The sequence below is a fragment of the Paenibacillus sp. JT22N7 genome (assembly GCF_059383875.1).
The window spans coordinates 526,362-553,184 of record NZ_JBXENY010000004.1; the positions used below are offsets into that span (position 1 = coordinate 526,362).

Genomic DNA, 26,823 nt, shown 5'->3' on the forward strand with positions numbered 1-26,823 from the left:
GCTCTCCCTACAGCACAGGTTTTATGACAAACTTGTCTGCTATAGGGGGAGCCTATTCGTTATTTTACTAATCTAGAAAGGTATCCGACATCCACTTAACAAAACGTTCCTTTTCTTCATATTGCGGGTAATGCGCCGATTCCGCATAAGGAAGGAATTCCTTGTGCTCAGCTTCAATGCTGTCAAAATAATGCCGAGCTGCTTGGGATGAAGTCATAAAGTCATAATCCCCCATTACAAAATAGAAGGGCAGATCAAGCTTGTTGACCAAGGTTGGCAACGGTTGCTTAAAAACCTCCTCAATCAATATCCCTTGGGATTGATTCATCCCTTTGTTGTAACGGATGGCATCGAGCAAGTTGTATTCGCTAGTGAACGTCAGATTCACCAGGGTAGCGTCTGGGATTTTGGTTAGTCTGGAAGCCCCGCCGTATTTATTAACATAGTCGCGAGGAGTCAGAGCATCACCATTCTCAATAGCTTCCTGCAATTGCTGCAGTTGATCTGCATCCTCCGCATTTCCTTCTTGCCCAGCCTGTTCCAAAACGTAATGCAGAGCGTCGATCTCGCTTTCTACCGTATCCCCCATTTGACCGATTCCGATATAGGCTTCGTACTTTTCAGGAGCTCTGGAAGCAGCTTGCGTAGCAAGATAGGTGCCGTAGGAATGCCCGATCAGGATAATCTTTTCTTTGCCAAGCCGCTTTGCTATGTAATCCGTTACCGCGAGCAGATCCTTCACCAGCAAATCAGAGGAAAGGTTAGAATAGTCCTCGGAAAAATGATAGGATTTGCCGCTCGCCCTTTGATCGTAGTTAACGATGGTAAACTTCGTTTCCAACAGATCCTGCATGCTTTTTGCAAAGGGAATTTCCGAAGCACCTGGCCCTCCATGCACATTCAAAATGACAGGGTTATTTCGATCATTGCCCCTAATCATAATCTCTTGTTTGGTCCCATTCAGATCAACGTGCTCCAGTACATTTATACTATTCTCGCCTTTTATACGAGGCGTCCATGTCGGGAAGAAGAGCGCTAGCAGGATTAGTGCAATCAGGATGGTGCTAATCATTAAGGCTGGTTTTAAAACGGTTTTCATCTCATGTGTTCCTTTCCATTCCATATCATTTCAGCTGATCATTCCATATTACTTCACTGTCGATCCTTCTAAATCCATCGCATGAATGAAATAGGGCACCGTCTCTGGTTGTATATAACCTCTAGTTGAGCGCTTCTCCACACCATGTTCAGTTTTTGTAGATAAGCCTCCTTTATAATCAAAAAGATTTTTAATCCTTGGGAGGTAAGTTATGAACGCATCATTCAAAAAATATGCAGCCGAATTTATTGGAACCTTCGTCCTTGTTCTATTCGGCTGCGGCAGTGCGGCTACAGCGGGAGCTGAGCTTGGCTATTTGGGCATTGCATTGGCATTCGGGCTGTCTATTGTGGCGATGGCCTACGTCATCGGACCGATATCGGGGTGTCATATCAATCCGGCGGTTTCACTCGCCATGCTTATTAGCCGGAAGCTATCGGGGGCGGATTTCATCGGATACGTGGTTTCGCAAATCGCTGGCGCTATTGCAGGCTCCGCCGTTTTGTACGCCATCATCGTCTCCGCAGGCCTGCCTACGACAGGGCTCGGCCAGAACGGTTTTGGCCCTGGGTACGGAATCGGAATTTCAGCACTAATGGCATTTATTGTCGAAATCATCTTAACCTTCGTATTTATTTATACGATACTGGGAGTGACCTCTACGGAGGGCAATGGAAATGTAACGGGCCTCGTTATCGGGCTGACGCTCGCTTTTGTCCATATTCTTGGCATCGCCTTAACCGGAACGTCCGTCAATCCGGCAAGAAGCTTGGGACCCGCATTGCTGCTTGGCGGCGAGGCGTTATCCCAAGTGTGGGTATTCCTTATTGCCCCGCTTGCCGGCTCGGTGCTGGCCGTTGCCGCTTACAAGTGGCTGAACAGCTACAAGGCGAAGCAAGCCTAAAATGATTTTAAGCTCGTTATGAGGGATTTCGGGAGGAAAGGGCTACTGGGAGGTTTTCCAGCAGCCCTTTTTTTATGTGTATTTTTCTATAAAAAAGACCCCCTCCATATAGGAGGAGGCGATCACCGGTATATTTTATAAATCTGAAGAAATTCCTCTGAAGGCTGCAGGCCAAGCTCATCAAACAGCAATTGCGTATAGTGCTCATAATAGCCGCTTATGGATTGCCGATCTCCCATAGCCACGAGGATTTTCAGCAGCAGCAGATTTGATTCATCTTCAAATTCATTGCGCGCTACGATTCTTCTCGTTATTTGCGCCGCTTCTCTATAACGCTTCTGGTCCAGCAGCCAGCTTGCGAGACGCTTCGCCAAGGAATCATAGATAATGGCCAGCCTCTCACGCTCGACAGCCGCCCACTCAAAGGATTTATCATCAAACAAATCGCCTGTAAATTGTTTCTCCAGCTCTATAGCTGTCGCTGCATTGGATTCATTGATTTCATATAAAGCCTTCGCCTGCTGCTCAAATTGAATAAAATCGACATCAGCCTGATTCAAGTCAATCCGATACTGCTCTTGCGCTGAAATGACCACCTCTTTCAACCCATGCGGCGACAAGACTTTTCTAAGCTGGTATGCCGCTGTACGGAGATACGTTTCTGCATTTTTAAGAGGCATTTCTGAGAAAATGTCCTCTAAAATACGGGTTTTAGAGGTGCTGCGGCCATGGTTGATGAGCAAATAGGCGAATAATTCCATGCTTTTTTTAGAAATCCATCTTACGGTACCTTCTTGCCTGCTGCTCACCTCGAAACACCCTAAACCACGAACCACTAGTCGATTAGAGGAGAGGTCCCCCGTAGGATGGGAAGAAGCATCCTGTCTGCTCGCCGCTTGTGTAATGGTCTGGGCTAAGCGCTTGCGGGTAACCGGCTTAACCATGTAGTCCAACGGATAAACATCGAAAGCTTGAATGGCATATTCAGAATGGGATGTCGTAAATACGATATCCAGCTTAGCACGAAGGGAACGCAAGCTGTGGGCGAGCTTGAGCCCATCATCCCCCGCTATCTTGATATCTAGAAACGCCAGCTCCACGTCATTTGCCCGAACAAAGTCCAGCGCCTCAGCTGCCTTCTGGAAGCTTCCAACAAGCTCCACGTCATCCATAGTGGATAACAACCGCTTCATAGCAAGCAGCATAGCAGGCTCATCGTCAACGATAACCACCTTCATCGCTCTGTTCCGCCTCTCACGCTGAATTGAAATAGGCTACCTTGTCCTAGTTTGCTTTCCACCCATAAATTTCCCCCGCCTAGTTTGACGAATTGCCGGCTTACAAGCAGTCCAAGTCCCGCTCCCTTTTCCCCTAAAGTACCCGTCAATGCGTCCAACTGCTGCTCACTAAGCAGCCTGTGAACCTGATTCTCGTCCATCCCAACTCCGTTATCGTGAACTGAAACGATTACCATGTCCTCTGATAGCTGGGCGTCAATATGAACGGAGCCGCCCACCCCAGTAAATTTAATCGCGTTGGATAACAAATTGCGGATAACTAAGCCAAGCACCTGCTGATCAGCGTACACATAAGTCTGTGCAGCAATGGTATGATGTACATTTATTTGCTTGGCCTCGCTTGTAATATGCAGCAGATGGATGCACTCCTCCACAACCTCAGACAGCTCCAGCAGCTGTAGCCGGAGGGACACATCTTCCCGCTGACTGCGGAACCACTCCAGCAAATTATTGGCTATGCCGAGCGTATTGCGGATCTGGCCACCTAGCGCCTCAACGATTTCCCGGTGATCGCTCTCCATTCTGGCTCTGTCCTCTTCTAGAAGCTCAATCAGTTGGAACTGTAATGCCAGTGGACTGCGGATATCATGCGAGACGATCGTAAACAGTTGATCCTTCAGCTGGTTAAGCTGTGCGATCTGCTCCAGATGGCGCTGCTTCTCTGTTATATCGAAGATAAGGGAAATACTGCCCTGCGTATGCTTGCTCTGCTTTTGCAGCGGATACACGTTTATGCTGTAAATTTTCCTCTCGCCATTAAGCCAAGTGTCAATTTCCACACTGCCCTGCTGCATGGACATGCACAACTTCTGCCATTGCGGCCATGGTGCTAGCAGCTCCGCCATTTCCCGGTCATAAATCTCGGCATGGCCCAGCTCTAAAAACCACTGAACAGCCTTTTTATTGCTGTCGATGATCTTTCCTGAAGCATTCGCGATCAATATACTTTCCTGAAGCGTATCGAGCACGGCATCCCTGGCATAAGGAACAATAGAGAAAAACTTATACCGCATGGCAATGACCAGCATGATCATACCTGTAAATCCACAATAAACCGAGAGCCTTAGCAGCCATGACGACATTTCAGGATTCACGAATTTAATAATCTCAAGCACCAGAGGCAATGATCCTAGACATAGAACCCACATGCCTGGCTTGCGAAAATCATCTCGAATATTACGCACATAATGAATTAAAAAATAAATACATACAGCCACGATGCTGTAGCAAACTAGCGTAAATATGATGGAATAAATAGTTCTTGTCGTTATTAATTCGCCATTATAGAGCTCAATCGTGCGAAAAATCAAATGAAGCTCAGGGTTGAGCCACACCAGCAGCGACCATAGCACAAATACCGTGAACAGCAGGACCTTCCAGCGAAGCTTAATGATCTTGTCGGAACCGATCAAATAATAGACAAATAGAATTAAGAAAGGCACCATTAAATTAAGCATCGTATGCTGAATATTACGAAAAATCAGCTTTTCCGTTAATAGAGAACGGCTCTGCTCCATAATGATGGCACCGGAGAAAATCATTCGACAAATCGTCAAACCGATGAGATAGCCCACTCCGCGCACTCTTCTAAAACCATACTCCGATAATAAAATAATCCCCATCATGATTAATGAAGCAATCATAGAGACGAGCTCTATTGTGGAATCCATAAGGATAGTCCCTCTATATTTGACATAAATAGAATAATAACTTTTTACTCTCTTCATACAGTATACGAATACGAAACCATGGAGCGCAATATATGCCTCCTCCTATTTCATCAAAAAAACCAATTATTCGACAGCATGGGATAAGGGCTAAAGCCGCAGCGTATAGAGAAAGTCAAAAAAAGACTGGCCGAGCATATCATTAACCAATGACATACTCAGCCAATCTAAGTTATAAATCGGGGGATGGGCACTGCAGCATCGGGGGATGAGTACTGCAGCCTATTAAATAAAAATTTGTTGGATTAATAAAGAAAGTTCCAAAGCCGCAACAGCAGGGCAGTAGCTTCGGCTCTAGTTGTAAGTCCAGCTGGCACAAATTTATTGCCTTCCCGGCCCTCTATCAGCCCATTCGCGCGAGCATTGTGAACATGCGTTTTGGCCCAGGCTGGAATATTTGCATCATCGGTAAAGGAAGCAGCTTCCTGAGTGTCAATCTCCCACTTCATTGCCCGGGAGACCATCGCAGCCATTTCCGCTCGGCTTACCGTTTGCTGCGGCCGTAATGTCCCATCGGAATACCCTTCGAGAATACCCTCAGCTACCGCTGTCTGAACGGCCTGTTGTGCCCAGGCTGGAATGCTGTCCTTATCGCTAAAGGGCATCGCAATCGATTTATTGCCAATGGGAATTTGAAGGGTGCGAAGCAGCATAAGAGCAAACTCTGTCCGAGTTACGTAGCCATTAGGCACGAAGGCATCGGCACTCATACCCTCCACAATTCCAAGTTTCGCTGCTTCGCAAATATTTGATGCAGCCCAATGATTATTAATATCTTCAAATGTACATGCAGAGCCTGTATTTCCATTATCAGAAATACGATTAATCTTTAACGTATACGTTTTTATCGTTCCATCCTCGGCTTGAACCGTGATGGCGAACACATTTACTCCCATGACCAAAGGTACAGAAGTTGTCTTTATTACTTGTTCTCCCAGCAATCTAACCGCTGCCATGACATGAGCAGGTGCCAATTGCAGCTCAACTTCTTTTGCATCCGTCTTCGTTCTATACTCCGTAGTCCCGGGTGTAAATACAGGCGACAGCTCTACTGCCTTACCGCCTGCAAAGACGTTCAAATAAGCTAGGTTTGCATTGCTAGAACGTGTTACGGATGGCGGCGTTGCTGCACTCACTATGCTAAAGCTTGCAGTTGCTGCATCAAGCGCATTGCCATATTCATTTTCCACTTCGCCTCCAGCCACATTCACCCTGTATAAGCCATTGTTAAGCGTGCCATTAAACGTCAACGTATACGTTAGCAAAGATTCATCAAACGTTGTCGTATAAGAAGTAAATGCTTGTCCGTCCTTCGTCAGGCTAATCAGAGGCTTTGCATTTGCAGAGGTGAGTGGAGCCCCATCATTAATCCAATATACCGATTCGCTCACAGTCACGGAGACTTGAGTAGGCGGCACAACGAATGCTTGCTGATCGGTAAAGCCACCGAATGCAGTGACGGGTTGTGCCGTGTTATACAACAGGCTGAGCATGTTGGATGCTGTATTGTCCAGTCCTGCGGCATTTACTGCTGCACCCGCACCAATCGATACCGTCACAGCTTGACCACTCGTCAGCGGTGTAATGGTCGCTGTGTAAGTCGATGCGTTAACGGAAACCAAATTAGATGCTGTAGCGTTAACGACTACAAGGTCATCCACGGTGAAACCATTTACATTCTCGTTGAAGAATATGTTCACCGGAAAAGCCGCATTCACGGTTTGGCTTGCTGAACTGGTTACCGTTACTGTCGGTGCCGTGTTGTCCAGCACAAAAGGATTGGATACAGAATTTACAATATTACCCACTTTATCTTTGGCTTGAATGTGCAAGTACCAATCGCCATCAACATTTGTTTGGCTTAACGTATCCTCGCTGCTGAAGGCCGTCCAGCCTCCCGTCGGAACGGCTGTTCCTTGCGTCCAAGCATACAGCAGCGAGGCAGGCTCCACGCCGCTTTGCGTGTCACTAACCGTTACTTTGCTTGAGACGCTTGTTGCAGGCGTTAACCCTCCATCAGTGCTGAACTTTACCACTGGTGGAGTTGAATCAATCTCTAGCGTAATCGTATACCTTTGATTAGGAAAGAAATAGGGCTCGACGCGAACAGGAATGACCGTATCAGCCGTCGCTCCCGCTACATTGATTGTCGCCGCACCGCCACTCAATATAGACTGATTGTTCACATACACCAAAATTTGGTCAGGGTCTGTCATCGTCGGTGTTATATGGGCACTGGACAAAGACTGCCCGTCATAATAATAGGTGTAGGAGGTAACAGTGACGTCAAAGGCTTCCGTAAAATCGCCCTCTTGCAGCTTCAAATCGATCAGCTTGCCCGGTACGGTGCTTTGGCCAAAATCGTCGTTACCCCAGGCAATGACGCTTCCATCTGCTTTCAAAGCGAGCGAATGCTCAGCGCCAGCGGCAATGGACACTACATTTGCCAATCCAGCTGGCACGTTAATCTGACCGCTAGCATTGCTTCCCCATGCGACGACGGTTCCGTCTGCTTTCAAGGCAAGCGAATGCTCAGCGCCAGCGGCAATGGACACTACATTTGCCAATCCATTCGGCACCGCTCTTTGGCCACTATTATTATTTCCCCAGACAACGACAGTGCCGTCCAATTTCAGGGCTAGCGAATGGTTGGCGCCGGCAGCAATGGACACAACTTGATCCAGTCCAGCCGGAACTGTGCTTTGACCGTAATGATTTCTTCCCCACGCGACGACCGTATGGTCTGATTGCAAGGCGAGCGAGTGAAATTCTCCTCCAGCAATTGCAATCACTTCATCGAGTCCGATCGGAACCGTGCTTTCATTATAAGCATTGTTTCCCCATGCAGTGACCGTCCCATCCGCTTCCAGCGCAAGCGAATGATTAGCTCCCGCCGCAATCGATGCTACATTTTCCAGTCCAATAGGAACACTACTTTGACCATTGCTGTTGCTTCCCCACGCTGCAACAGTGCCGTCCGATTTCAGCGCGAGCGAATGATTCGCTCCTCCAGCGATCGACTCCACGCTTCCCAGTCCAGCCGGTATCGCACTTTGTCCATCGCCATTGTCTCCCCAAGCGGAGAGGGTACCATTCGATTTCAAGGCAAGCGTGTGAGACCAGCCCGCTGCGATTCTGCTCCCTTTAATGGGCGAAGCATGATCCGCTGGAACGGTCCTCTGACCATTAGCGTTGCTCCCCCACGCGACCACTGTGCCATCGGCTTTCAAGGCGAGTGTATGAAACCAGCCGGCAGCAATCGCAACCACATCATGCAGTCCCGCCGGTACGTTCGTCTGACCTGCATCATTTTCTCCCCAAGCAACAACAGTACCATCCGCTTTCAGAGCAGTCGCAGTCGCCCTGCTTGCAGAGATCGATATGACTTTGCCATCTGCCGCTGCATTTGGAATTACCGTTTGACCACTAGCGTTGTTTCCCCATGCAACAATCGTGCCATCCGCTTTTAATGCCATCGCAAATAAGGACCCTGCGGCAATCGATACTACGTCACTCAGGCCAGCAGGGACATTCGTTGCGCCAGGCTGACCCCATGCAACGACCGTGCCATCCGCTTTTAATACGAGCGAAAACTCTTTTCCGGCAGCGATTGCGATCACTTCTTGCAATGCCGCTGGGGGTACGCTTGACTGGCCATATTGATTGTCCCCCCATGCTACAACCGTACCATCCGCTTTCAAGGCGAGTGAAGAACCTCCTCCTCCAGCAATCGCTGTCACCCCTCCCGCTGCTAATTCATTCGGCACTGTTATTTCGCCCGAGCTATTGTTCCCCCATCCGACAACTGTCCCATCTGCTTTCAGAGCGAGTGAATGCTCACTCCCAGCAGCAACAGAGATTACATTAGCAAGGCCTCTCGGTACATTCGTTTGGCCCCCACTATTGAGTCCCCATGCGACGACGGTACCATCCGCTTTTAACATGACGGAATGGTTGGCTCCTGCGGAAATCTGTACTCCCTTCACACTTCGCATGCCCTCTTGTGCTGCATAGACGGTGCTCTGCCCATAGGGTGTAAGCAATCCCATTAGCAGCACAAGGATAAGTACAAGGTAAACCGGCTTTCTCGATTGATTGGATGACAATATGTACGCCTTCTTTCATGCCAAAAATTTTGGTTAAAATTCCCTAGTTGAAATTTTAACAAATCCCCGTGAAAGAATAATGAAAGACTTGTTGCTAGGTCCTGTATGCAAACGTAAGCGAGCTGGATCCCGAAAGAAACCAGCGTTTCAACTTCTACCCTCTACTATCGAGAATGGCATAACTTGGAGGACACAGCATCCGCTAATTCAACCGAATCACTGGTTTTGGTACAGGCTTCGGACACAGGAGCCGCTAATGTGCTGCCTATCTTCATTTTGAGAGGAATGTGAGAGCAATAGCGAATCTCCTGTCCGCTTACGACCTGAAATGGGATTAAGAGCTAGAATAGCGGAAGCTCAGTCCGCCAAAAAAGGAATGAGCTTCCAAAACTGCGTGGTCTCAGTCACAGTGCTTTCTGTAGCTGTAGGTCTCTGCACTCCCGATAAGACAATCATTGAGATAGACTCATCCAGCTCTATTGACGGTACCCTTCCCCGCAAACTGGCTGTCCCTTACATCCAAGAGTATTAGAAGGACAAGCTCAAGTAGGATACATGTCATATTTTGGAAAAAGTTCTTGGTAATATGGGTAAACCAGTTTTACTGCCTAAATGATAAAAAGCAGTTATCACAAAAGAACACTTTTGTGATAACTGCTCCTATGAGTAAGCTTCGCAACGCACCGTAATAGTAGCCGAAATTACTCTTTATTGGAATCTCTCAATTTTTTTCGGGCAACTCCGGTATTATAGGCTGCTTCTATAACGGCCTCTCTTACCTTTTCCACTACTTTCTGGTTGAATACGCTCGGAATAATATACGTTTCGCTCAATTCTTCATCCGTCACAACGGATGCGATCGCCTGAGCGGCTGCAAGCTTCATCGCTTCATTGATTTCACTCGCCCGGCAATCCAAGGCACCGCGGAAAATGCCCGGAAAGCAAAGCACGTTATTGATCTGGTTCGGCTTGTCGGACCGCCCTGTCGCCATCACTCGAACGTAAGGCTCGGCCAGCTCTGGATCGATCTCCGGTACCGGGTTCGCCATTGCAAAGACGATCGGGTCTTTCGCCATGGATTGGACATCTTCGACCTTGAGAATATTCGGAGCCGATACGCCGATAAATACATCCGCTCCCTTGATCACTTCAGACAAGCTGCCTGTCTCCAGATGCGGATTAGTCAGCTCGGCAAACGCCTTCCAATGAGGATTGCCATACGGGATGTTCCGATTAATGGCGCCCTCGCGGTCCACACCAATCAAATTGCGCACGCCTGCGGCCAGAAGCATCTTCGAGCAAGCAATGCCTGCTGCGCCGATACCGTTCACAACGACTTTAATATCCGACATTTGCTTACCGGTAATTTTGAGCGCATTGAGCAGCCCGGCCAAGATGACCACAGCGGTTCCGTGTTGGTCATCGTGAAACACAGGGATGTCCAATTCCTGCTTCAAACGCTCCTCGATTTCAAAGCAGCGCGGTGACGAAATGTCTTCCAAATTGATGCCTCCGAATGCCGGAGCGATGGCCTTTACGATGCGGATAATTTCTTCGGTGTCCTTCGTATCCAGGCATATCGGAAAAGCGTCCACACCAGCAAATTCTTTGAACAGCATGGCCTTGCCTTCCATCACCGGCATGGCCGCCATCGGCCCGATGTCGCCAAGTCCGAGTACAGCTGTTCCGTCAGAAACAACGGCAATCGTATTGCGCTTGATCGTCAGCGAGTAGGCCTTATTCGGCTTTTCCGCAATCGCTGTACAAACTTGGGCGACACCGGGTGTATATACCCGCGATAAATCATCACGGTTTTTCACCGGTATTTTGGAGGTGATCTCAATTTTACCGCCCAAATGCACAAGGAAGGTCCGGTCCGACACATGAATGACTTTAACGCCTTGCAGCTTCTCAAGCGATTCGACAATCTGCTTGCTGTGTGCCTGATCGGATACATTAACGGTAATATCGCGGACGGTGCTCGTACGGCTCGATGAGATAACGTCAATCCCCACGATATCCCCGCTTGTCCTTTCAATTGCAGCAGCGATATCGCCGAGAGAAGTTAGTTGTTTATCTATTTGCAGCCGAAATATCATATAGGTACTGGCACCACTTGTTACGGACATCTCGCTCTCTCCTTTGTGGGTCACTCTATTTCTAGAAATTGCTTTTTTATCTTTGGTCCAAAAGCTCCACTCCCGCAATGCCCGGGTTCGTCATCTCATACGGATCAAGAATGATTTGGAGCTCCTCTTCCGTCAGCACGTTGTAAAGCAGGCAAAGCTCACGAACCGGACGGCCTGTCAAAATCGCTTCTCGCGCAATTCGGGCAACAACCTCATAGCCAAGATGCGGGTTGAGCGCAGTGATAACCCCGACGCTTTTCTCCACATACTCTTTGCAGCGCTCGACATTCGCTTCGATTTCCTCCAAGCAATGAGCGCGAAAAACTTTAAATACTTGATTCATCATGCTGAGGGATTGAAGCAAATTAAATACGAGTACTGGCTCCATGACGTTAAGCTCAAGCTGCCCGGCTTCAGAAGCCAAACAAATCGTATGGTCATTGCCTATGACCTGGAACGCCACCTGATTGACAACCTCCGCCATAACCGGATTGACCTTGCCTGGCATGATGGACGAGCCCGGCTGGCGGGCAGGCAAATTCAATTCCCCGAATCCGGCACGCGGCCCGGAAGCCATCAGGCGCAAGTCATTGGCGATCTTGGACATGTTGATCATGCATACTTTGAGCGCCGCAGACACTTCTGTATAAGCATCCGTATTTTGCGTAGCGTCGACCAAGTGCTCTGCATTGATAAGCGGCAAGCCGCTAAGCTCGGCAAGCGATTCAACGACCCGCTTAATGTAGCGGGGATCGGCATTGAGGCCCGTTCCAACGGCCGTTGCCCCCATATTGACATCGTACAAGTGGCCGCGGGTTTGCTTGATCCTCTTAATATCACGCTCCAGAACCCGGCTGTAGGCCTCAAACTCCTGCCCGAGGCGGATCGGTACGCCATCTTGAAGATGCGTCCGCCCCATTTTAATAATGCCATCGAACTGCACAGCCTTTTTCCGAAACGCCGCCAGCATTTCCTCCATCGTCGCCAGCAGCTTATCAATTAAAACGAGTACGGCGATATGAATCGCTGTCGGAAAAGCGTCGTTGGTCGACTGGGACATATTCACATGCGTGTTAGGACTAACATTGAAATAATCGCCCTTCGTTCCTCCAAGGATTTCGATCGCCCTGTTGGCAATGACCTCGTTGGCATTCATATTAATGGAGGTGCCTGCTCCGCCCTGTATCGGGTCAACGATAAATTGCTCATGCCATTTTCCATCTATAATTTCCTGCGCCGCTTGCATAATGGCTTTTCCGGTTTCCGGGTTCAGCTGTCTAATTTCCATGTTCGCTTCAACTGCCGCATGTTTAACGATAGCCATCGCACGGATTAGCTCTTCATGAATGCGGTAACCTGTAATTGGAAAGTTTTCTACTGCTCGCATCGTTTGAATGCCATAATAGGCGTCTTCCGGCACTTCTTTAGAGCCAAGGAAATCTTTTTCGATTCTAAAATGAGCTGACATTGGACATTCCCCCTTGTTATGGTCTTACGAACTTTTTTTGAGCGTCTCCAAATATTGTTGTCCCTTATTCTGATCATATTGTTTCTCCCATTTCGCCATTACAACCGCGGCGATGGAATTTCCAAGGACATTGACTACTGAACGGGCCATATCCAAAATGCGGTCAATACCCGCGATAAAGGCAAGCCCTTCGAGCGGAATGCCAACTGACCCAAGAGTGGCCAGCAGAACGACGTACGAAGCGCCCGGCACCCCGGCAATTCCTTTCGAGGTCAGCATCAGTACAAGCACCAGCATAATTTGAGAGCTGATCGGCATGTGAATGCCGTACATTTGTGCGATAAACAATGCCGTTATCGCTTGATACAAGGTCGACCCATCCAAATTGAACGAATATCCGACCGGGATGACGAAAGAGGTAATGGATTTAGGAACTCCGAACTTCTCCATCTTCTCCATCATCTTGGGAAGCGCTGTTTCGGAGCTTGCTGTCGAATACGCGAGTATGAGTTCATCTTTCAATATGCGAATGATCGATATAAGACTAGTTCCGCATAGCTTCGTTATCAGGCCGAGAATAAGCACTACAAACAGAATCATGCCCACATACACGGCCAATACTAGCTTCCCCAAAGGAAGCAGCGAGGCAATGCCGAATTTAGATACCGTCATGCCGATTAATCCAAAAACGCCGATCGGAGCAAATTTCATAATTTGATTCGTTACCCAAAACATCGATTCGGCAAGACCTTGGAAGAAAGAAAGAACCGGCTTCCCTTTCTCGCCGATAGCGGCAATGCCCAGACCCAGAAATACCGAGAAAAAGATGATGGCGAGCATATCGCCAGCTACTAATGATTCGAAAATGTTTTTTGGAACAATGTTTACAAAGGTATCCATAAAGCTATGATTGGTCACCTTTTCCGTTGCTTCCACATAACCCGAGATGTCCGACTTGGCTAACCCCGTCATATTAACGCCAGCTCCGGGCTGAAAAATATCCGCGATGAGCAGGCCGAAAACAATGGCTGCTGTCGTCACGATTTCAAAATAAAGAATCGTCTTCCCGCCCAGCTTGCCGAGTTTTTTAATATCTCCAACACCAGCTATTCCGACAACTAGAGAGGAGACGACAATGGGAACGACAATCATCTTGATCAATCGTATGAAAATGTCCCCCGCCGGCTTCAAGTAGCTTTCGATGGTTGGGTTGCCATAAAAGATAGCCCCTACAGCTACCCCTAATACGAGGCCGACTAAAATTTGAAAAGCCAAACCAAATTTTTTCATCATGCTTCCCCTTTTCTGTAGGTTATTAAGCGCTTTCATATTGTATAATTTCGCTATTCCTTTGAATGGTTTCATTGTACAGGCAAGCTACACAAATCTATTTAAATCTACATATTCGTTATAAGAATTTATTAATTTCGGCATAATGAGGAGGAAGAAAGAAAGCTTTTTACGGAGGAATATGGAAAAAGATGTCGAATGACTGTTACGTCGTGCAAGAAAGGAGGCTGGGATGTAGCATTGAAAGACAAATGGCTTTTGTTTCTGCTGATGGTTGTTTCGGTGCCGCTTGCGGGGGAATTGAATTTTTATCCGTTTCATAATGATTTTCGGGTCAGTCTGGGAACGCCCACCTTCTTTCTGTTTTTACTCTGGCTGAGGTTTCCTTCCCCTTTTGTCTCCGGTCTGCTTGTCGGCGCTGCGGTTACCTTTTTTCGCACGGGGCTTGAGGTGGCCATCGAACCGGCCAGGAGCTGGGACGCTGCTTTTCTGCACCACTATCCGGTATTCTTCTATTATTTGACCTATGCGGTGGCATTTAGAGCTGTACGACTGAATCGTTATCATAACCGCCCCATTGTTCTCGGCTTATTAGGCGTGACGATTGAAATTGCTGCATCGTTGGCAGAACTGCTGATGCGCTATTCGGTTACGGAGCAAGTCGTGAGCTTCTATACTTGGAATCAAATTTTGCTCATCGGGATTTTTAGAAGCTTCTTTGTGCTTTCCTTATTCAATCTCGTCATATTGCGCCAGTCGAAGGCGGCCGAGGAGCTGACGCGCAAGGAAAACGAGAAGATGCTTCTCCTTATCTCGGAGCTGTACGAGGAATCCATTCAATTGAAGAAAACGCTGCACAATGCGGAGAATATCGCCCGGGACAGCTACGGGTTATATCAATCTTTAAAAGCTGAACAACCCGAGCCGCTTGATGAGCTAGCACAAAAGGCTCTACAAATTGCTGGCCAAGTTCACGATATCAAAAAGGACAATCAACGCATTTATGCCGGGCTGTCCGACTTAATATCGCACGAAAGCGACTATATGCCATTGGAGGCATTAGTTGATATTGTTCTACGATCGAATCAGAAATATGCCCGCTCGCTCGGCAAGCAGATCGATTTTTCGCTGCATACGGAAGGTGTCTTTCCTTTGTGTCACGTATACGTTTCATTGTCCTTGCTCAATAACTTGGTCGTGAATGCCGTCGAGGCACTAAATGAAGCGGGGTCTATCCGAATGGAGGTTAAACGGGAGCAGGAAGCTGTCGTTTTCCGCGTAGCCGATAATGGCCCGGGAATTGCACCCAAGTATCGGGAGAAAATCTTCATACCCGGATATACGACGAAATACGATAAATCCGGCAACCCTTCTACGGGAATCGGTCTGGCTTATGTCAAGCAAGAGACGGAGCGTCTGCTTGGAACTGTCCAAGTTCAAGCTGGGAACGATGAGCAAGGCACTATTTTCACGATCACACTGCCTGTGGGTCAAATAGGAAAGGAGGAGTCGAAGGATGCGTTTCTTTATAATCGATGACGATCCGGCCGTACGCTCCATGCTGGAGCAAATGATTGAGGATGAGGATTTAGGAAGTGTTGTAGGGGAAGCCGAAGACGGAGCGTATGTCGATAATACGCTGCTCGACCTTAAGCAGGTGGATATCGTTCTGATTGATTTGCTGATGCCCATTCGCGACGGCATAGAAACGGTTCGAGAAATATCGAGCAGCTTCAAAGGAAAAATCGTCATGCTGTCTCAAGTGGAGTCGAAGGACATGATCGGCAAAGCCTATTCCTTCGGAATTGAACATTATATCACCAAGCCGATAAATCGTTTGGAATTTATTTCGGTCATACGCAAAGTTTCCGAGCTGCTGCGATTGCATCAATCGCTTCGAGATATTCAAAAGTCGCTCAGTGCCTTAGGCTTAGGCGGCGCAATAACGGAGAAAGAGGCAGCCTCTCCTGATAAAAGCATCATCACTTGCGGAAACTACGTGCTATCCGACCTAGGGCTAATCGGCGAAGCCGGCTGCAAGGACTTGCTGGAGATGCTCGATTATTTGTTCCGTTACGATAGCGAGCATCCATTGGAGCAAGGCTTCCCTCCGCTTCAAGACACGTACAAACAGCTCGCCTTGAAAAAACTCGGCCCCACCGCTTCTGAGACCGACTTGAAAAAGGAGGGAAAAGCCGCCGAACAGCGTGTACGGCGAACGGTGAACCAAGCGCTAACCCACTTGGCCTCCCTGGGGTTACTTGATTACTCCAATCCGAAATTCGAGCAATACGCGAATAAGTTTTTTGATTTAAGCGACATCCGCAAACGGATGAAGGATATAGAGGATGAAGAATCGGCGTCCATTAGCATGATCAGGCAAAACACCAAAAAATTTATTCAAGTCCTTTATTTTGAATCCAAAAAGTTAATGAGCCAGCGATAAGTGGGCGCCGGGAGCCACTTGCGGGCAAGGCCCTAGCTAAAAACGCAGCCTCATTGGCTGCGTTGATAAAGGCTCCCCGGCCATTATCTCTGAGAGGGAAGCAGCTTCCCCTCATTCACTGTTTGTTTGGGCAGGCACTAGGGCATGTATGCAAATGTAAGCGCGACTAGAGCTAGATCCAGAGACAGAGCCAGATCAAGCCAAGCCCAGCATGTCACACGTATTTCCTGTACTGCCGAGAAGATCAGTCCCCGTGAATATGAACTTGTGTACTTAAAGGCAGCTTCATGCTCTTCGTTTCAAGAGTTTTCTCCCAGGATCAAGATAGGTTCGGCGGACACAGCAGCAGCTATTTCAAGCGGATCGTGGGTTATAGCACAGGCTGCGGACTCAGGAGCCGCTATTGTGCTGCAAATGACCATTTTGGAGGGAGGATTAGGGCGATAACGGATCTCCTGTCCGCTTATGGCCAGAAATCGTAGAAAATGCCAGAATAGCGGAATCTGTGTCCTCCAAAAACCATATTTCAGCAGCAACCCTTCCGTTTTCTATACGTCATTATTTGCTGATCCTTATGCCAAAGTAAAGACCGCTTTGGTTGCAGCGCCCCGCAACCGCTGGTTGCCGCCCTTTTTTCGCCTATGAAGTGAACCAATAGCCGCCATCCCGCTACAGTTTTGCTCCGTTCTGACGTATACTTCTATATAAATAGATACTAACGGAAGAAGTGAGGGAGCATGATTAATGTCGAAGAATTAGCCGAAATGTTTGCGGGCCGTTCCTATGATATAGCTGAAGTCCATCGGTTCGTCATCCAGCCCGACAACATCCTGCGCGGTTATAAAACAACAAGACACGGGCTATTGTTTCCCATTCGTGGAGAAGCCCGATTACAGGTGGATGATGCCACCTATGATCTGCAGCCGGGAGCGATTTTTCATTCACCCCCGAACAAGCTGCTGAATTCGCATGTGACAAGCCAATCGGTGTATGAATATTATCTCGTGTTATACCGGCTTGATAACCAGCAAGACACGGATAGTGCCCACACATGCGATACCCATTTCAGACTAGAGCCGGGTGTCCACTCGCGCGTACATGAACATTTGGCCATGCTTCATCAGCATATGCATTCCCCAGGCGGGATTGGAAAGCTTCGAGCTAAGGAATTGTTTCTTGGCATTATGCATCAGGTGCTCGTAGGCTGCAAGCACAGAGAAAGTGGTGAAAGCGGCTATCCGCCTGACAAAACAGCGATCGAAGAAGCAGTTGCCTATATTAACGGCCACTATATGCATCCATTGACACTGGGCGAGCTTTCCGAGCTGCATGCGATGAGCCCAAAACGTTTTTCTTATTTCTTTCATAAATATACCGGATTCCGCCCGATTGACTATGTCATTCATTATCGAATGGAACGAGCCAGCGAGCTATTAAAAATAGGTCAATTCCCCATCCGCGACATTGCGGGAAGTGTCGGCTATTCCAATCCGCTGTATTTCAGCCGCATTTTCAAAAAGAAGTTTGGCTTGTCCCCTTCCGCTTATTCCGAAAAACAGGAGCATGAACATTTATAAACAGGAACTAACAAATCCCCCATGCTCCCGCTCCTTCTTTCTCCCCTTTGATAATAATCCATATCCCATTTGTGATTTGTGCATTCGCAAGCATTCCGGTTCTTGCTATACTACATATTGATAATAATAATCATTATTGATTAAATGAGGGATCAACAACAAAACGAGGTGAATAGGCATGATAAATGAACAAGAATTATATGACCTAACGATTATTGGTGGCGGTCCCGCCGGATTGTTCGGAGCCTTTTACAGCGGGCTGCGGGAAATGAAAACCAAGATTATTGAATTTCAGCCCCAGCTTGGCGGCAAGGTTCATGTCTATCCCGAAAAAATGATCTGGGACGTAGGAGGCGTGACTCCGATACTGGGAGCACAGCTGATTGACCAGATCGTAACGCAGGGGATGACGTTCCATCCGGAGGTGGTGCTCGGCGAGAAGGTCACCTCGATTGACCAAAACGAAGACGGCCATTTCGTCTTGCATACAGCGACCCAGCAGACGCATCTGTCCAAAGCGGTGCTGCTCGCGGTTGGCGGGGGCATTTTGAAGCCCATTAAGCTGGAGATTGAAGGGGCAGAACGGTTCGAGGTCACCAACCTGCACTATACCGTCAAATCATTGGCCCGCTTTAAGGATAAAACCGTATTGATCTCAGGCGGCGGCCATTCTGCAGTAGACTGGGCCAATGAGCTCGCTCATATTGCCAAGAAGGTTTATTTGACCTACCGGAAGGATGCTTTAAAGGGACATGAAGCGGAAGTGACCCGCCTGCAAAAAAACGGTGTGGAATGCCTGCTTAACAGCACCATCGACAAGCTGATCGCAACGGAGGATCATAGCCGGATCGAAACTGTGCTGCTGAACCAGAATGAAGGGGAAAACCTATTCAAGCTGGCAATCGATGAGGTCATCATCAATCACGGCTACGAGCGCGACAAGGAATTGCTGGGCAACAGCAAAATCAATATCGAGCTGCTCAATTATCAGGTTGCGGGAACACCATCGAGCGAAACCTCTGTGCCGGGCCTCTATGCCGCTGGCGATATTCTGCATCATGAAGGCAAGCTGCACCTCATAGCGGGAGCGTTCCAGGATGCCGCCAATGCCGTCAATAAAGCCAAGCAGTTTATAACACCAGATGCTAGCGCTAACGGGATGATATCCTCGCATAACGAACTGTTCACGGAAAAAAATCGCGATTTAATGAAGCATCTTTATACAAAATCACACACTTAATCTGGAGGATTCCTCATGAGCAAACTGCTCGGACTCATTGTTTCCTTTTTTATTCTGACCGCTCTCATCGCCGGTTGTTCTGGCGCAAGCGGAAATAATCAGCCAACAGAAAGCGATCCTGCTCCAAGCGCGAGCAGTCCCTCTCCTTCTGGAAGCGCACAGACCGCCGATACAAGCGCAGACGAAGAAAGCACTGCCGCAGCCGCTGCCGCTTGGCCAAGAACGATTACCGATGGCGCGGGCCATGACGTTGTGCTAGAGGAGCAGCCCAAGCGCGTAGCGGTGCTTCATCCTTTGTATTTGGACTACTTTTTCGCCTTGGACACGCCTCCTATTGCGTCCGGCAGTGCGGCAAGCGCGCTCGCAGAATACGCTACACTGAAGCCTTATGCCGACACAGCCGAGGTTATTGATTTGGGTAGCGGACGGGAGCTCAATCTTGAGAAGATTATCGAGACAAATCCGGATGTCATTGTGACCTTTAAAGGGCATATAGACGCCCTTTATGACGAATTGAGCAAAATCGCTCCGGTCGTTCAAATCAATTACGCAGATACATGGGAAGAGGCCACCATGCTTAGCGCCCAAATTGTAGGCAAAGAGGAATTGGCAGAGCAATACATTAAAGAAACGAAAGAAAACATTGAAAAATCCAGACAGCAGCTTGGCGCTTTGAAAGATAAAACGTTTGCCCTGCTGCGGGTTGGCGATGACGGCACCTTTCATGCCCAAGGCACAAACAACACGACGTACTACAATGAAACGACTGGCTTTGGCTTGCTAGTGCCGAAAGGCTATCCCGCAGACAACGATGTGCTTTCCGTGGAAGCTCTGTCCGATATGAACCCGGATTACATTATTTTTCAGCATGATATAGCGGTGGCCAAAGCCGCCGTTAAGCAAAACGAGAGCCTGGCGGTATGGCAATCACTTGAGGCAGTCAAAAACAATCATGTCCTTTATTTCGACAATTCCCTTAATACAGGAAGTGTGCTCGCTGTTCGGCTAGCCGCAAACCACTTTATGGAATTGGCCGCCGATCAATAACACGAGCTTCTTATCCCCCATTTGCCCCTTACATGAAAAATTGAAAAATCAGACCAAAAAAGCGTCAAAAGCACATCACTGTGCTTTGACGCTTTAACTACTTTTAACTATACATTCTCGCTTGACGTGCTCTTCCCATGACGGCCAGTATCAGCAAAATAATAGTCGCTAGCAAGTAATACACATATACCCCTCGGTCCAGACCTTGCGGTGTCGACCCTATAAAATCCACAGCCTCCCACTTGTTCAAGGGACCCAGATACCACAGCAGCATAAATACCACTTGAAACAGCTTGCCATTCCCAGACCATATGCCCAACGCTACAGCTAATGTAGGTATAAATATTCCGCCAACGACCATAGCCTTTAAGCTTTCCCATTCGCCTGCAATAAGAAAATGAATGAGCGCTCCGCTGCCCGTCAAATAAGCAACGATAATTCCAGCAAGCCACAATCCGATAAATGTATTTCGAACGGGATGCACCGCTGTGAAAATCAATGAATGGGTACGGTAATCCGTTTCATTTGTCCCCATAGTCGACCAAATGAGGATAGGCAGCAGCCATGTAAAAGGTACAACATACGCTGTTAAAGATTCTATCGGCAGTACTAAACCTAATACGATCATAACCAACGCTGCCAAGTACCACCACACGCGTTGCCCTTTGAGCATAAGACGCAGTTCCAGAGCTAATGTTTTAAAATAGTTTGGTTGCCCCTTTGCAGCAGCATAAGGAGTTAGCTTTATTTCTGTTTCCTTCCTATATGCAGGCTTATTGTGCGGCTCTGCTTTTTTAGCTTCATCGGGCTTGCTTGTTCTGTTTATTTTAACGTAACGTGTCAGATCAAATCGGTGAAAAAAGAATGAAGCCACTGTTACGATCATTACTGCCGCAGCAAGCCACATATACCGTTCTAAAAACATCTGGATCGTCCAATGTACGCCGTTCCAGTCGTAGGTTAGCAGGTCTCCCTTCAAGGGGCTTATCCCTGAGACATGGCCTCCATGGCTATTAGGAATCCTTTCGTTTGCCTCGCTCGACATGTTGGTAATAATCGGTGAAATTCCGAACATATCCTGGGTGGAGTGAGTTGCCTTGGTCGAAAAAATCAGCGAAAAGATCCATATCATAAAATATATTAAATTGCCCAATCCCTTACGCAGCCCAGGTACAGCTTCAAAAAAGATGGCAACTGAAGCCACCAAAGCCATTGTCGGCAATGTCGAATACATAAATGGTAGCCATAAAGCGACCAAATCAACCGCGTAATCTTCCCCTCTAATGAGCTGCATGGCAAGCGCAGATACCATTAACACAGCAACGATAGACAGCAAGTAAACGAAGTTGCTCCACATTTTGCCCATGGTGTACATCCACCTAGTAATCGGAGTCGTCGCAATGATTTGCCCAACCCCAGTCTGCACATCTCGTTCTATCGCATTTTTCACTAGAAAAAACGCCGGAAGACTTAATAGCATGGATGCTAATACCGCGACTCCGCTACCGACCCATGCAGAGTTATATAGGCCGCGCATCGATTGCAGCGATAAGGTTAAATAATTTTCATCACTTGAAGGTATGCACTTATATACGAGGAAAATGGAGAGGAGCACTGTAATCAAAAAGCTATAGCGTCGGACCCTTTCCAAATAGTCAGCTTTCATCATATGAAAGAGAATACGAAGCGAGGTCATGCTGTTGCCCCCTGCTTGTGTGCTGAAATGTAATACAAATATGCATCCTCTAAAGTCGGCGTAACCAAGCGGCTCTCCGCAGAAGGCTGAGTATCGGCAATAACCCTTACACGTACCCCTTCACTGGTTTGAATGGTGCTGCTGACCAGCAGTTGTTTGCGTACCTCCATCCATGTATGACTCGGGATCAGCCACTCCCACACTTTGCCTACCGTTGCTGCCAATAGTTCGCTTGGAGCCGCCTGTATGACACTTCGACCTTGATTGACAATGGCGATATCGGTTGCGGTCGCTTCAATGTCGGATACGATATGGGTGGATAAAATAACAATACGTTCTCCAGATAATTCGGATAGCAGATTACGGAACCGAATACGTTCCTCAGGATCAAGCCCAACTGTGGGCTCATCAACAATCAGTAGCTGAGGATCGTTCAGTAACGCCTGTGCTATACCTACTCGTTGCCTCATCCCGCCAGAAAAACCGTTCAGCGGTTTTTTGCGAACCTCATGCAGATTAACCAGGTGCAGCAGCTCGTCAATTCTTTTTCTTGCGATTTTATAATCCAGCCCTCTGATTGACGCCAAATATTCCAAAAACTCAACCGCATTTAAATGCGGGTAGACGCCAAAATCTTGTGGCAAATAGCCTAAAATGTGCCGCACAGCATTGGGTTCTTTCGTAATATCGATGCCGTTCCAGCTCACCTTGCCCCCTGTCGGCCGAGTAATGGTGGATAAAATTCTCATCAACGTCGATTTCCCAGCACCATTCGGGCCCAGCAATCCCAAAACGCCTGTTGTTATCTCTAGAGATAAGTCCCTGAGTCCATAAAAATCCCCCTTATATTTCTTGCTCACATTTTCAATGATTAATTCCATAAATGCACCCCGCCTATATGTTAATTAAATACCTCTGCAACTTACTTTAACTAAAAATTACCTTTTCCATATCTGTCTTAGGTTCAATTCATTACTGGACTTGGGTCTCGGAGAGAACGGAGGGGAAACGTTAGGGGGTGCACTGGATATCGACCATGTGGGTACGAACGTTGTCATTACGCAATCCGGAAACGGACTAATCAAGATTGGCGAGGTAAAAGGGACCACAACCCAGAATAAAAAGCAGTAGCGGTAAAGCCATCGCCGTTGACTAGGAAAGGGGCTTTAGCTGCGATCAACAGGTTCTACTTCAAGATATCGTATCATACTTATATTGCGAAAAAACTTGCCCCTACTTATGGTACGGTTCCGCTTAAAGGTCATCTATGTGTTCAAGGATTAAGCGCTCTCGCCATCGCATCTATATAGCTCTGACTGGCGCGTTGACTGACTTCCGCTTGTGGAACCATCATTTCAAAGCTGTGGAAAGTGCCGGGATACATATGAAATTCGACGTCTACACCCGCTTGCGCAAGTCGTATCACATATTCGATCGTCTCATCTCGAAACAAATCGAGCTGACCTATGCACGTATAGGTAGGCGGTAGCCCTGCCAAACTTTCCGCTCTCGACGGTACCGCATATGGAGATAACTCGCTGTCTTCTGTGTGCTTACCTAAGTACATGTTCCAAGCCTCCAAATTATTCGTCCGATTCCAGATTGCGTTATCGGCCGTAATCTCATAACTTGACGCCGTAACATTTCGGTCGTCGATCATCGGATACAGCGGCATTTGGAAAATGAGGGCTGGACCACCCTTGTCACGGGCCATTAGAGCAAGAGCTGCAGTCAGACCACCGCCCCCGCTTGCACCTGCAATTGCGATCCGATTCAGATCGATGCCCAGCGACTCAGCCTCGCCCGTCATCCACGTTAAGCTGGCATAACAGTCATTGATAGCAGCTGGATAGGGATGCTCCGGGGCAAGTCGATAATCAACAGACACGACGACGCAATTAGCCGCTTGCACAAAACGTTCGCACAATGCATCGTCCATATCAGGGTTCCCCAGCACATAACCTCCCCCGTGAATCCATAACATCGCCGGAAGCTTAGCATCCGTTTCCGTTCGCTCACTTGGTTCGTAAATTTTGACCCGCACCTCCCCTTCTGCGCTTGGGATCATGCGGCTTGTCGTGCGTACATGCGTTGACCCCTCAATAGGAGAACTCGACAAATAGCTCCTGCTCAATTCTAAATTTCCCTCCAGTTGAAAACCAGGAAATTGTGTTAATATCGGCCTTAATTCCGGTAATACCCGACTTTCGAGATCCATGCAAATTCCTCCAATATCATTCAATGTACTTTCAAATGTCCATCTCAGCTTCCCACTTGGCTACTTCCTCCCGAACTCGGGGTGCTACCTCTGTTCCAAGCAGCTCAATGGCTCTCATTACCTCGGCATGCGGCATCGTGCTTAACGGTACATACAGCATAAAGCGTGTAACGCCTACATTTTTGCGAAGGTGAATGATCTTCTGGGCAACCGTCTCGGGGTCGCCGACATACAGTGCACCTTCGAAGCTGCGCGCGGCATCGTAGCTAGAGCGATCATAATGCGCCCATCCCCGCTCCATGCCTAATCGATTCATACCTGCCATGGTAGAAGGAAAAAATGTATCTGCAGCTCGCTTCGTATTCTCTCCAACAAATCCTATCGAGTGCGCCCCAACCTTAAGCCGCGATTCGTCATGGCCAGCGTGCGCCGCTGCTTTCTTATACAGCTGCACGAGCGGTGCAAAATCCGTTGGACTTCCACCAATGATCGCCAGCATCAGTGGTAGTCCTAACAAACCTGCACGGACAGCCGACTCCTGTCTCCCCCCGCTGCCAACCCATATCGGTATTGAATCCTGAACGGGCCGTGGATATACGCCCAAATTGTTAATCGCTGGCCGATGCCCGCCCTTCCAGGTTACTTTCTCGGATCCCCGTATTTTAAGGAGCAATTCCAAATGCTCTTCATACAGCTCAGCATAATCGTCCAAATCATAGCCAAACAATGGGAAAGATTCGATAAAGGACCCTCGGCCCGCCATAATCTCCGCACGTCCATTTGAAATGCCGTCGAGCGTAGCAAAATCCTGAAACACACGCACCGGATCAAGGGAAGAAAGCACTGTCACAGCGCTGGTCAGCCGTATCCGTTTCGTCTGAGCTGCAGCCGCAGCCAGTACAATAGCTGGTGAAGATGCCGCATAGTCCTCCCGATGATGCTCACCTATGCCAAACACATCAAGTCCCACCTGATCAGCAAGGACAATTTCCTCGACAACTTCACGCAGCCGCTGTGCGTGACTGATCACTTCACCCGTGTGAACATCCGGCTTGGTTTCTACAAACGAGGTTATACCTATTTCCACGAACACCCGCTCCTTTAATCAAAAAGTTTCTATTGCATTGAGAGAAATTAATTCAGATTGATTTGTAGCTGCAGTTTTATGACGATGAATCTGTACTCATGCGACAGAAGCTTACTTTATTGCGGCAGCCGTAGTGCGGAGAGTCATTGCCCAAAACAGCAGCGCTGCAGCACTAACAGAAGCCCCAAGCATGCATACTCCTTCCCAGCCGTAATGCGCGTAGATGTGGGTCGAAGCAATGGAACCACCAGCACTTCCAATCGAATAGAACACCATATACCCGGCGGTAAGTCGACTACGAGCCTCTGCACGCAACGGGAGGATCATCGTCTGATTCGTAACATGTACGGCCTGTACGGCCAAATCGAGAAGCACGATACCAATGACCAATGCAAACAGCGATTGTTCTGTATAGCTGATGAACAACCATGAAACCAATAACAAGGTTAGAGCAGTGCCCGTCGTTCTCTGTCCGTAACCTCGATCAGCAAGCTTCCCCGCTCGAGCTGCAGCTAACGCTCCAGCTACACCTGCAAGACCGAATGCTCCAATTGCACTGTGCGAAAGCGATAATGGTGCAGAGCTAAGAGGCAGTACGAGTGAAGTCCATAAAATACTGAAATCAGCAAAAATCAGCAGAGCGAGAATAGAACGGATACGTAATATTCGTTCTTGAATAAATAACCTAAACACCGATCCTAGCAGTTGAGGATAGGACAGTGATTTCACCTCGCGTTCAACACGAGGCAGTACCTTATAAAACATACAAACCATAACAAGCATCAGCGCTGCAGAGACCATATACACGGATCGCCAACCCGCAAGATCGGTTAATATGCCTGAAATGGACCGCGCAAGAAGTATGCCGATTACGATCCCGCTTGTTACCATGCCAACGACACGTCCCCGTTCAGCAGGCGCCGCCATAGTTGCCGCGAACGCCACAAGAGTCTGCGTCACAACGGCTAGCAGGCCCACCATAGCCATACCTGCAAATAGTACGGTGCTGTTGGCCGCTGTTCCAACGATAACCAGAGCTATCATGGACAATAACATCTGACCGATAACCAAGCGGCGTTGGTTCAGTAAATCTCCAAGCGGTACCAAGAGCAGCAGGCCCAATCCATAAAAAATCTGCGTGATGGTAACAACGATGCCAATGATCGAATAGTCAATACCGAACTCACTTGACAGCCGATCGAGTATCGGTTGTGCGAAGTAGATATTGGCAACCGACATCCCGCAGGCAACCGCAAACAATAGAGTCACATAGCGAGACATAGAAGCAGGTTGCTCTGAATCAGACCCGATCAGCGGTGCCTGTGACGAATCTGCCTTGCTATTGGCGTTGACTGCTGCCATTTCTAAAACCTCCTCTGTTTTGTACACACCTTTCCCCCTTCATATGACATGATAATAAAAATAACATACTAATCGGTACGTTATTATCCCCAGTAAATATAGACCGCTGTTATACTTAATGTCAATAAA

General features: G+C 48.1%; 18 protein-coding genes. 6 read left to right on the top strand and 12 right to left on the bottom strand.

Annotated features, from left to right (window positions below; genetic code table 11):
• Positions 1–67: 67 nt before the first annotated feature.
• Positions 68–1,099 (bottom strand): alpha/beta fold hydrolase, encoded by a 1,032-nt coding sequence (locus AC50Y5_RS13855; RefSeq protein ID WP_494861368.1) that lies wholly within the window; start codon positions 1,097–1,099, stop codon positions 68–70.
• 211 nt (positions 1,100–1,310) lie between these two features.
• On the opposite strand from AC50Y5_RS13855, the gene AC50Y5_RS13860 reads away from it, so the two are divergent.
• Positions 1,311–2,003, top strand: coding sequence for an MIP/aquaporin family protein (locus tag AC50Y5_RS13860; RefSeq protein ID WP_056036272.1), 693 nt, complete (start codon positions 1,311–1,313; stop codon positions 2,001–2,003).
• A gap of 122 nt (positions 2,004–2,125) precedes the next feature.
• Here the strand turns inward: AC50Y5_RS13860 and AC50Y5_RS13865 are convergent, their stop codons facing one another.
• From AC50Y5_RS13865 to AC50Y5_RS13890, 6 genes are all read right to left on the bottom strand, one after another.
• On the bottom strand, positions 2,126–3,241 hold the full coding sequence (locus tag AC50Y5_RS13865; RefSeq protein WP_494861371.1) for a response regulator: 1,116 nt from the start codon (positions 3,239–3,241) through the stop codon (positions 2,126–2,128).
• Positions 3,238–4,971: a sensor histidine kinase gene (locus AC50Y5_RS13870; protein ID WP_494861373.1), complete on the bottom strand. Its 1,734-nt coding sequence runs from the start codon at positions 4,969–4,971 to the stop codon at positions 3,238–3,240. Before AC50Y5_RS13870 ends, AC50Y5_RS13865 begins: the two co-directional genes overlap by 4 nt.
• Positions 4,972–5,273: 302 nt before the next feature.
• The gene (locus tag AC50Y5_RS13875; RefSeq protein WP_494861375.1) at positions 5,274–9,134 is read right to left on the bottom strand and encodes an RCC1 domain-containing protein; all 3,861 of its coding nucleotides are present in this window, start codon (positions 9,132–9,134) and stop codon (positions 5,274–5,276) included.
• A gap of 701 nt (positions 9,135–9,835) precedes the next feature.
• A complete protein-coding gene (locus tag AC50Y5_RS13880; protein WP_056036258.1) occupies positions 9,836–11,263 on the bottom strand; it encodes an NAD-dependent malic enzyme in 1,428 nt (475 codons plus the stop codon).
• Between the two features lie 46 nt (positions 11,264–11,309).
• On the bottom strand, positions 11,310–12,731 hold the full coding sequence (aspA, locus tag AC50Y5_RS13885) for an aspartate ammonia-lyase (protein ID WP_494861377.1): 1,422 nt from the start codon (positions 12,729–12,731) through the stop codon (positions 11,310–11,312).
• A 24-nt stretch (positions 12,732–12,755) separates the two neighbouring features.
• Positions 12,756–14,021 (bottom strand): cation:dicarboxylate symporter family transporter, encoded by a 1,266-nt coding sequence (locus AC50Y5_RS13890; protein ID WP_494861548.1) that lies wholly within the window; start codon positions 14,019–14,021, stop codon positions 12,756–12,758.
• Positions 14,022–14,261: 240 nt separating this feature from the next.
• Here AC50Y5_RS13890 and AC50Y5_RS13895 point away from each other — a divergent pair, with 240 nt between their 5' ends.
• The 5 genes from AC50Y5_RS13895 to AC50Y5_RS13915 all read left to right on the top strand — a co-directional run bounded on the left by AC50Y5_RS13895 (position 14,262) and on the right by AC50Y5_RS13915 (position 20,331).
• On the top strand, positions 14,262–15,560 hold the full coding sequence (locus AC50Y5_RS13895; protein WP_494861379.1) for an ATP-binding protein: 1,299 nt from the start codon (positions 14,262–14,264) through the stop codon (positions 15,558–15,560).
• Positions 15,538–16,467 (top strand): DNA-binding domain-containing protein, encoded by a 930-nt coding sequence (locus AC50Y5_RS13900; RefSeq protein ID WP_494861381.1) that lies wholly within the window; start codon positions 15,538–15,540, stop codon positions 16,465–16,467. The genes AC50Y5_RS13895 and AC50Y5_RS13900 overlap by 23 nt, the downstream gene beginning before the upstream one ends.
• Positions 16,468–17,204: 737 nt before the next feature.
• Positions 17,205–18,044 (top strand): AraC family transcriptional regulator, encoded by an 840-nt coding sequence (locus AC50Y5_RS13905; protein WP_056036248.1) that lies wholly within the window; start codon positions 17,205–17,207, stop codon positions 18,042–18,044.
• 181 nt (positions 18,045–18,225) lie between these two features.
• On the top strand, positions 18,226–19,284 hold the full coding sequence (locus tag AC50Y5_RS13910; protein ID WP_056037018.1) for an NAD(P)/FAD-dependent oxidoreductase: 1,059 nt from the start codon (positions 18,226–18,228) through the stop codon (positions 19,282–19,284).
• 15 nt (positions 19,285–19,299) lie between these two features.
• Positions 19,300–20,331: an iron-siderophore ABC transporter substrate-binding protein gene (locus AC50Y5_RS13915; protein ID WP_494861384.1), complete on the top strand. Its 1,032-nt coding sequence runs from the start codon at positions 19,300–19,302 to the stop codon at positions 20,329–20,331.
• Positions 20,332–20,434: 103 nt separating this feature from the next.
• Here AC50Y5_RS13915 and AC50Y5_RS13920 read toward each other — a convergent pair whose 3' ends face one another.
• From AC50Y5_RS13920 to AC50Y5_RS13940, 5 genes are all read right to left on the bottom strand, one after another.
• Entirely contained in the window at positions 20,435–22,027 is a 1,593-nt protein-coding gene (locus AC50Y5_RS13920) for an ABC transporter permease (protein WP_494861386.1), read from the bottom strand.
• Positions 22,024–22,908, bottom strand: a complete 885-nt coding sequence (locus AC50Y5_RS13925; RefSeq protein WP_056036242.1) for an ABC transporter ATP-binding protein — start codon at positions 22,906–22,908, stop codon at positions 22,024–22,026. The genes AC50Y5_RS13920 and AC50Y5_RS13925 overlap by 4 nt, the downstream gene beginning before the upstream one ends.
• A 392-nt stretch (positions 22,909–23,300) precedes the next feature.
• The gene (locus AC50Y5_RS13930; RefSeq protein ID WP_494861389.1) at positions 23,301–24,245 is read right to left on the bottom strand and encodes an alpha/beta hydrolase; all 945 of its coding nucleotides are present in this window, start codon (positions 24,243–24,245) and stop codon (positions 23,301–23,303) included.
• 31 nt (positions 24,246–24,276) lie between these two features.
• On the bottom strand, positions 24,277–25,332 hold the full coding sequence (locus AC50Y5_RS13935) for an LLM class flavin-dependent oxidoreductase (protein ID WP_056036238.1): 1,056 nt from the start codon (positions 25,330–25,332) through the stop codon (positions 24,277–24,279).
• A gap of 111 nt (positions 25,333–25,443) precedes the next feature.
• A complete protein-coding gene (locus AC50Y5_RS13940) occupies positions 25,444–26,694 on the bottom strand; it encodes an MFS transporter (RefSeq protein WP_056036236.1) in 1,251 nt (416 codons plus the stop codon).
• Positions 26,695–26,823: the final 129 nt, after the last annotated feature.

Bases quoted from the DNA above. Each gene is read 5' to 3' on its own strand.
- AC50Y5_RS13890 (WP_494861548.1), bottom strand. From the start codon at position 14,021: ATGAAAAAATTTGGTTTGGCTTTTCAAATTTTAGTCGGCCTCGTATTA.
- AC50Y5_RS13940 (WP_056036236.1), bottom strand. From the start codon at position 26,694: ATGGCAGCAGTCAACGCCAATAGCAAGGCAGATTCGTCACAGGCACCG.
- AC50Y5_RS13880 (WP_056036258.1), bottom strand. From the start codon at position 11,263: ATGTCCGTAACAAGTGGTGCCAGTACCTATATGATATTTCGGCTGCAA.
- AC50Y5_RS13865 (WP_494861371.1), bottom strand. From the start codon at position 3,241: ATGAAGGTGGTTATCGTTGACGATGAGCCTGCTATGCTGCTTGCTATG.
- AC50Y5_RS13860 (WP_056036272.1), top strand. From the start codon at position 1,311: ATGAACGCATCATTCAAAAAATATGCAGCCGAATTTATTGGAACCTTC.
- AC50Y5_RS13870 (WP_494861373.1), bottom strand. From the start codon at position 4,971: ATGGATTCCACAATAGAGCTCGTCTCTATGATTGCTTCATTAATCATG.
- AC50Y5_RS13855 (WP_494861368.1), bottom strand. From the start codon at position 1,099: ATGAAAACCGTTTTAAAACCAGCCTTAATGATTAGCACCATCCTGATT.
- AC50Y5_RS13920 (WP_494861386.1), bottom strand. From the start codon at position 22,027: ATGACCTCGCTTCGTATTCTCTTTCATATGATGAAAGCTGACTATTTG.
- AC50Y5_RS13905 (WP_056036248.1), top strand. From the start codon at position 17,205: ATGATTAATGTCGAAGAATTAGCCGAAATGTTTGCGGGCCGTTCCTAT.
- aspA (WP_494861377.1), bottom strand. From the start codon at position 12,731: ATGTCAGCTCATTTTAGAATCGAAAAAGATTTCCTTGGCTCTAAAGAA.
- AC50Y5_RS13930 (WP_494861389.1), bottom strand. From the start codon at position 24,245: ATGGATCTCGAAAGTCGGGTATTACCGGAATTAAGGCCGATATTAACA.
- AC50Y5_RS13900 (WP_494861381.1), top strand. From the start codon at position 15,538: ATGCGTTTCTTTATAATCGATGACGATCCGGCCGTACGCTCCATGCTG.
- AC50Y5_RS13925 (WP_056036242.1), bottom strand. From the start codon at position 22,908: ATGGAATTAATCATTGAAAATGTGAGCAAGAAATATAAGGGGGATTTT.
- AC50Y5_RS13915 (WP_494861384.1), top strand. From the start codon at position 19,300: ATGAGCAAACTGCTCGGACTCATTGTTTCCTTTTTTATTCTGACCGCT.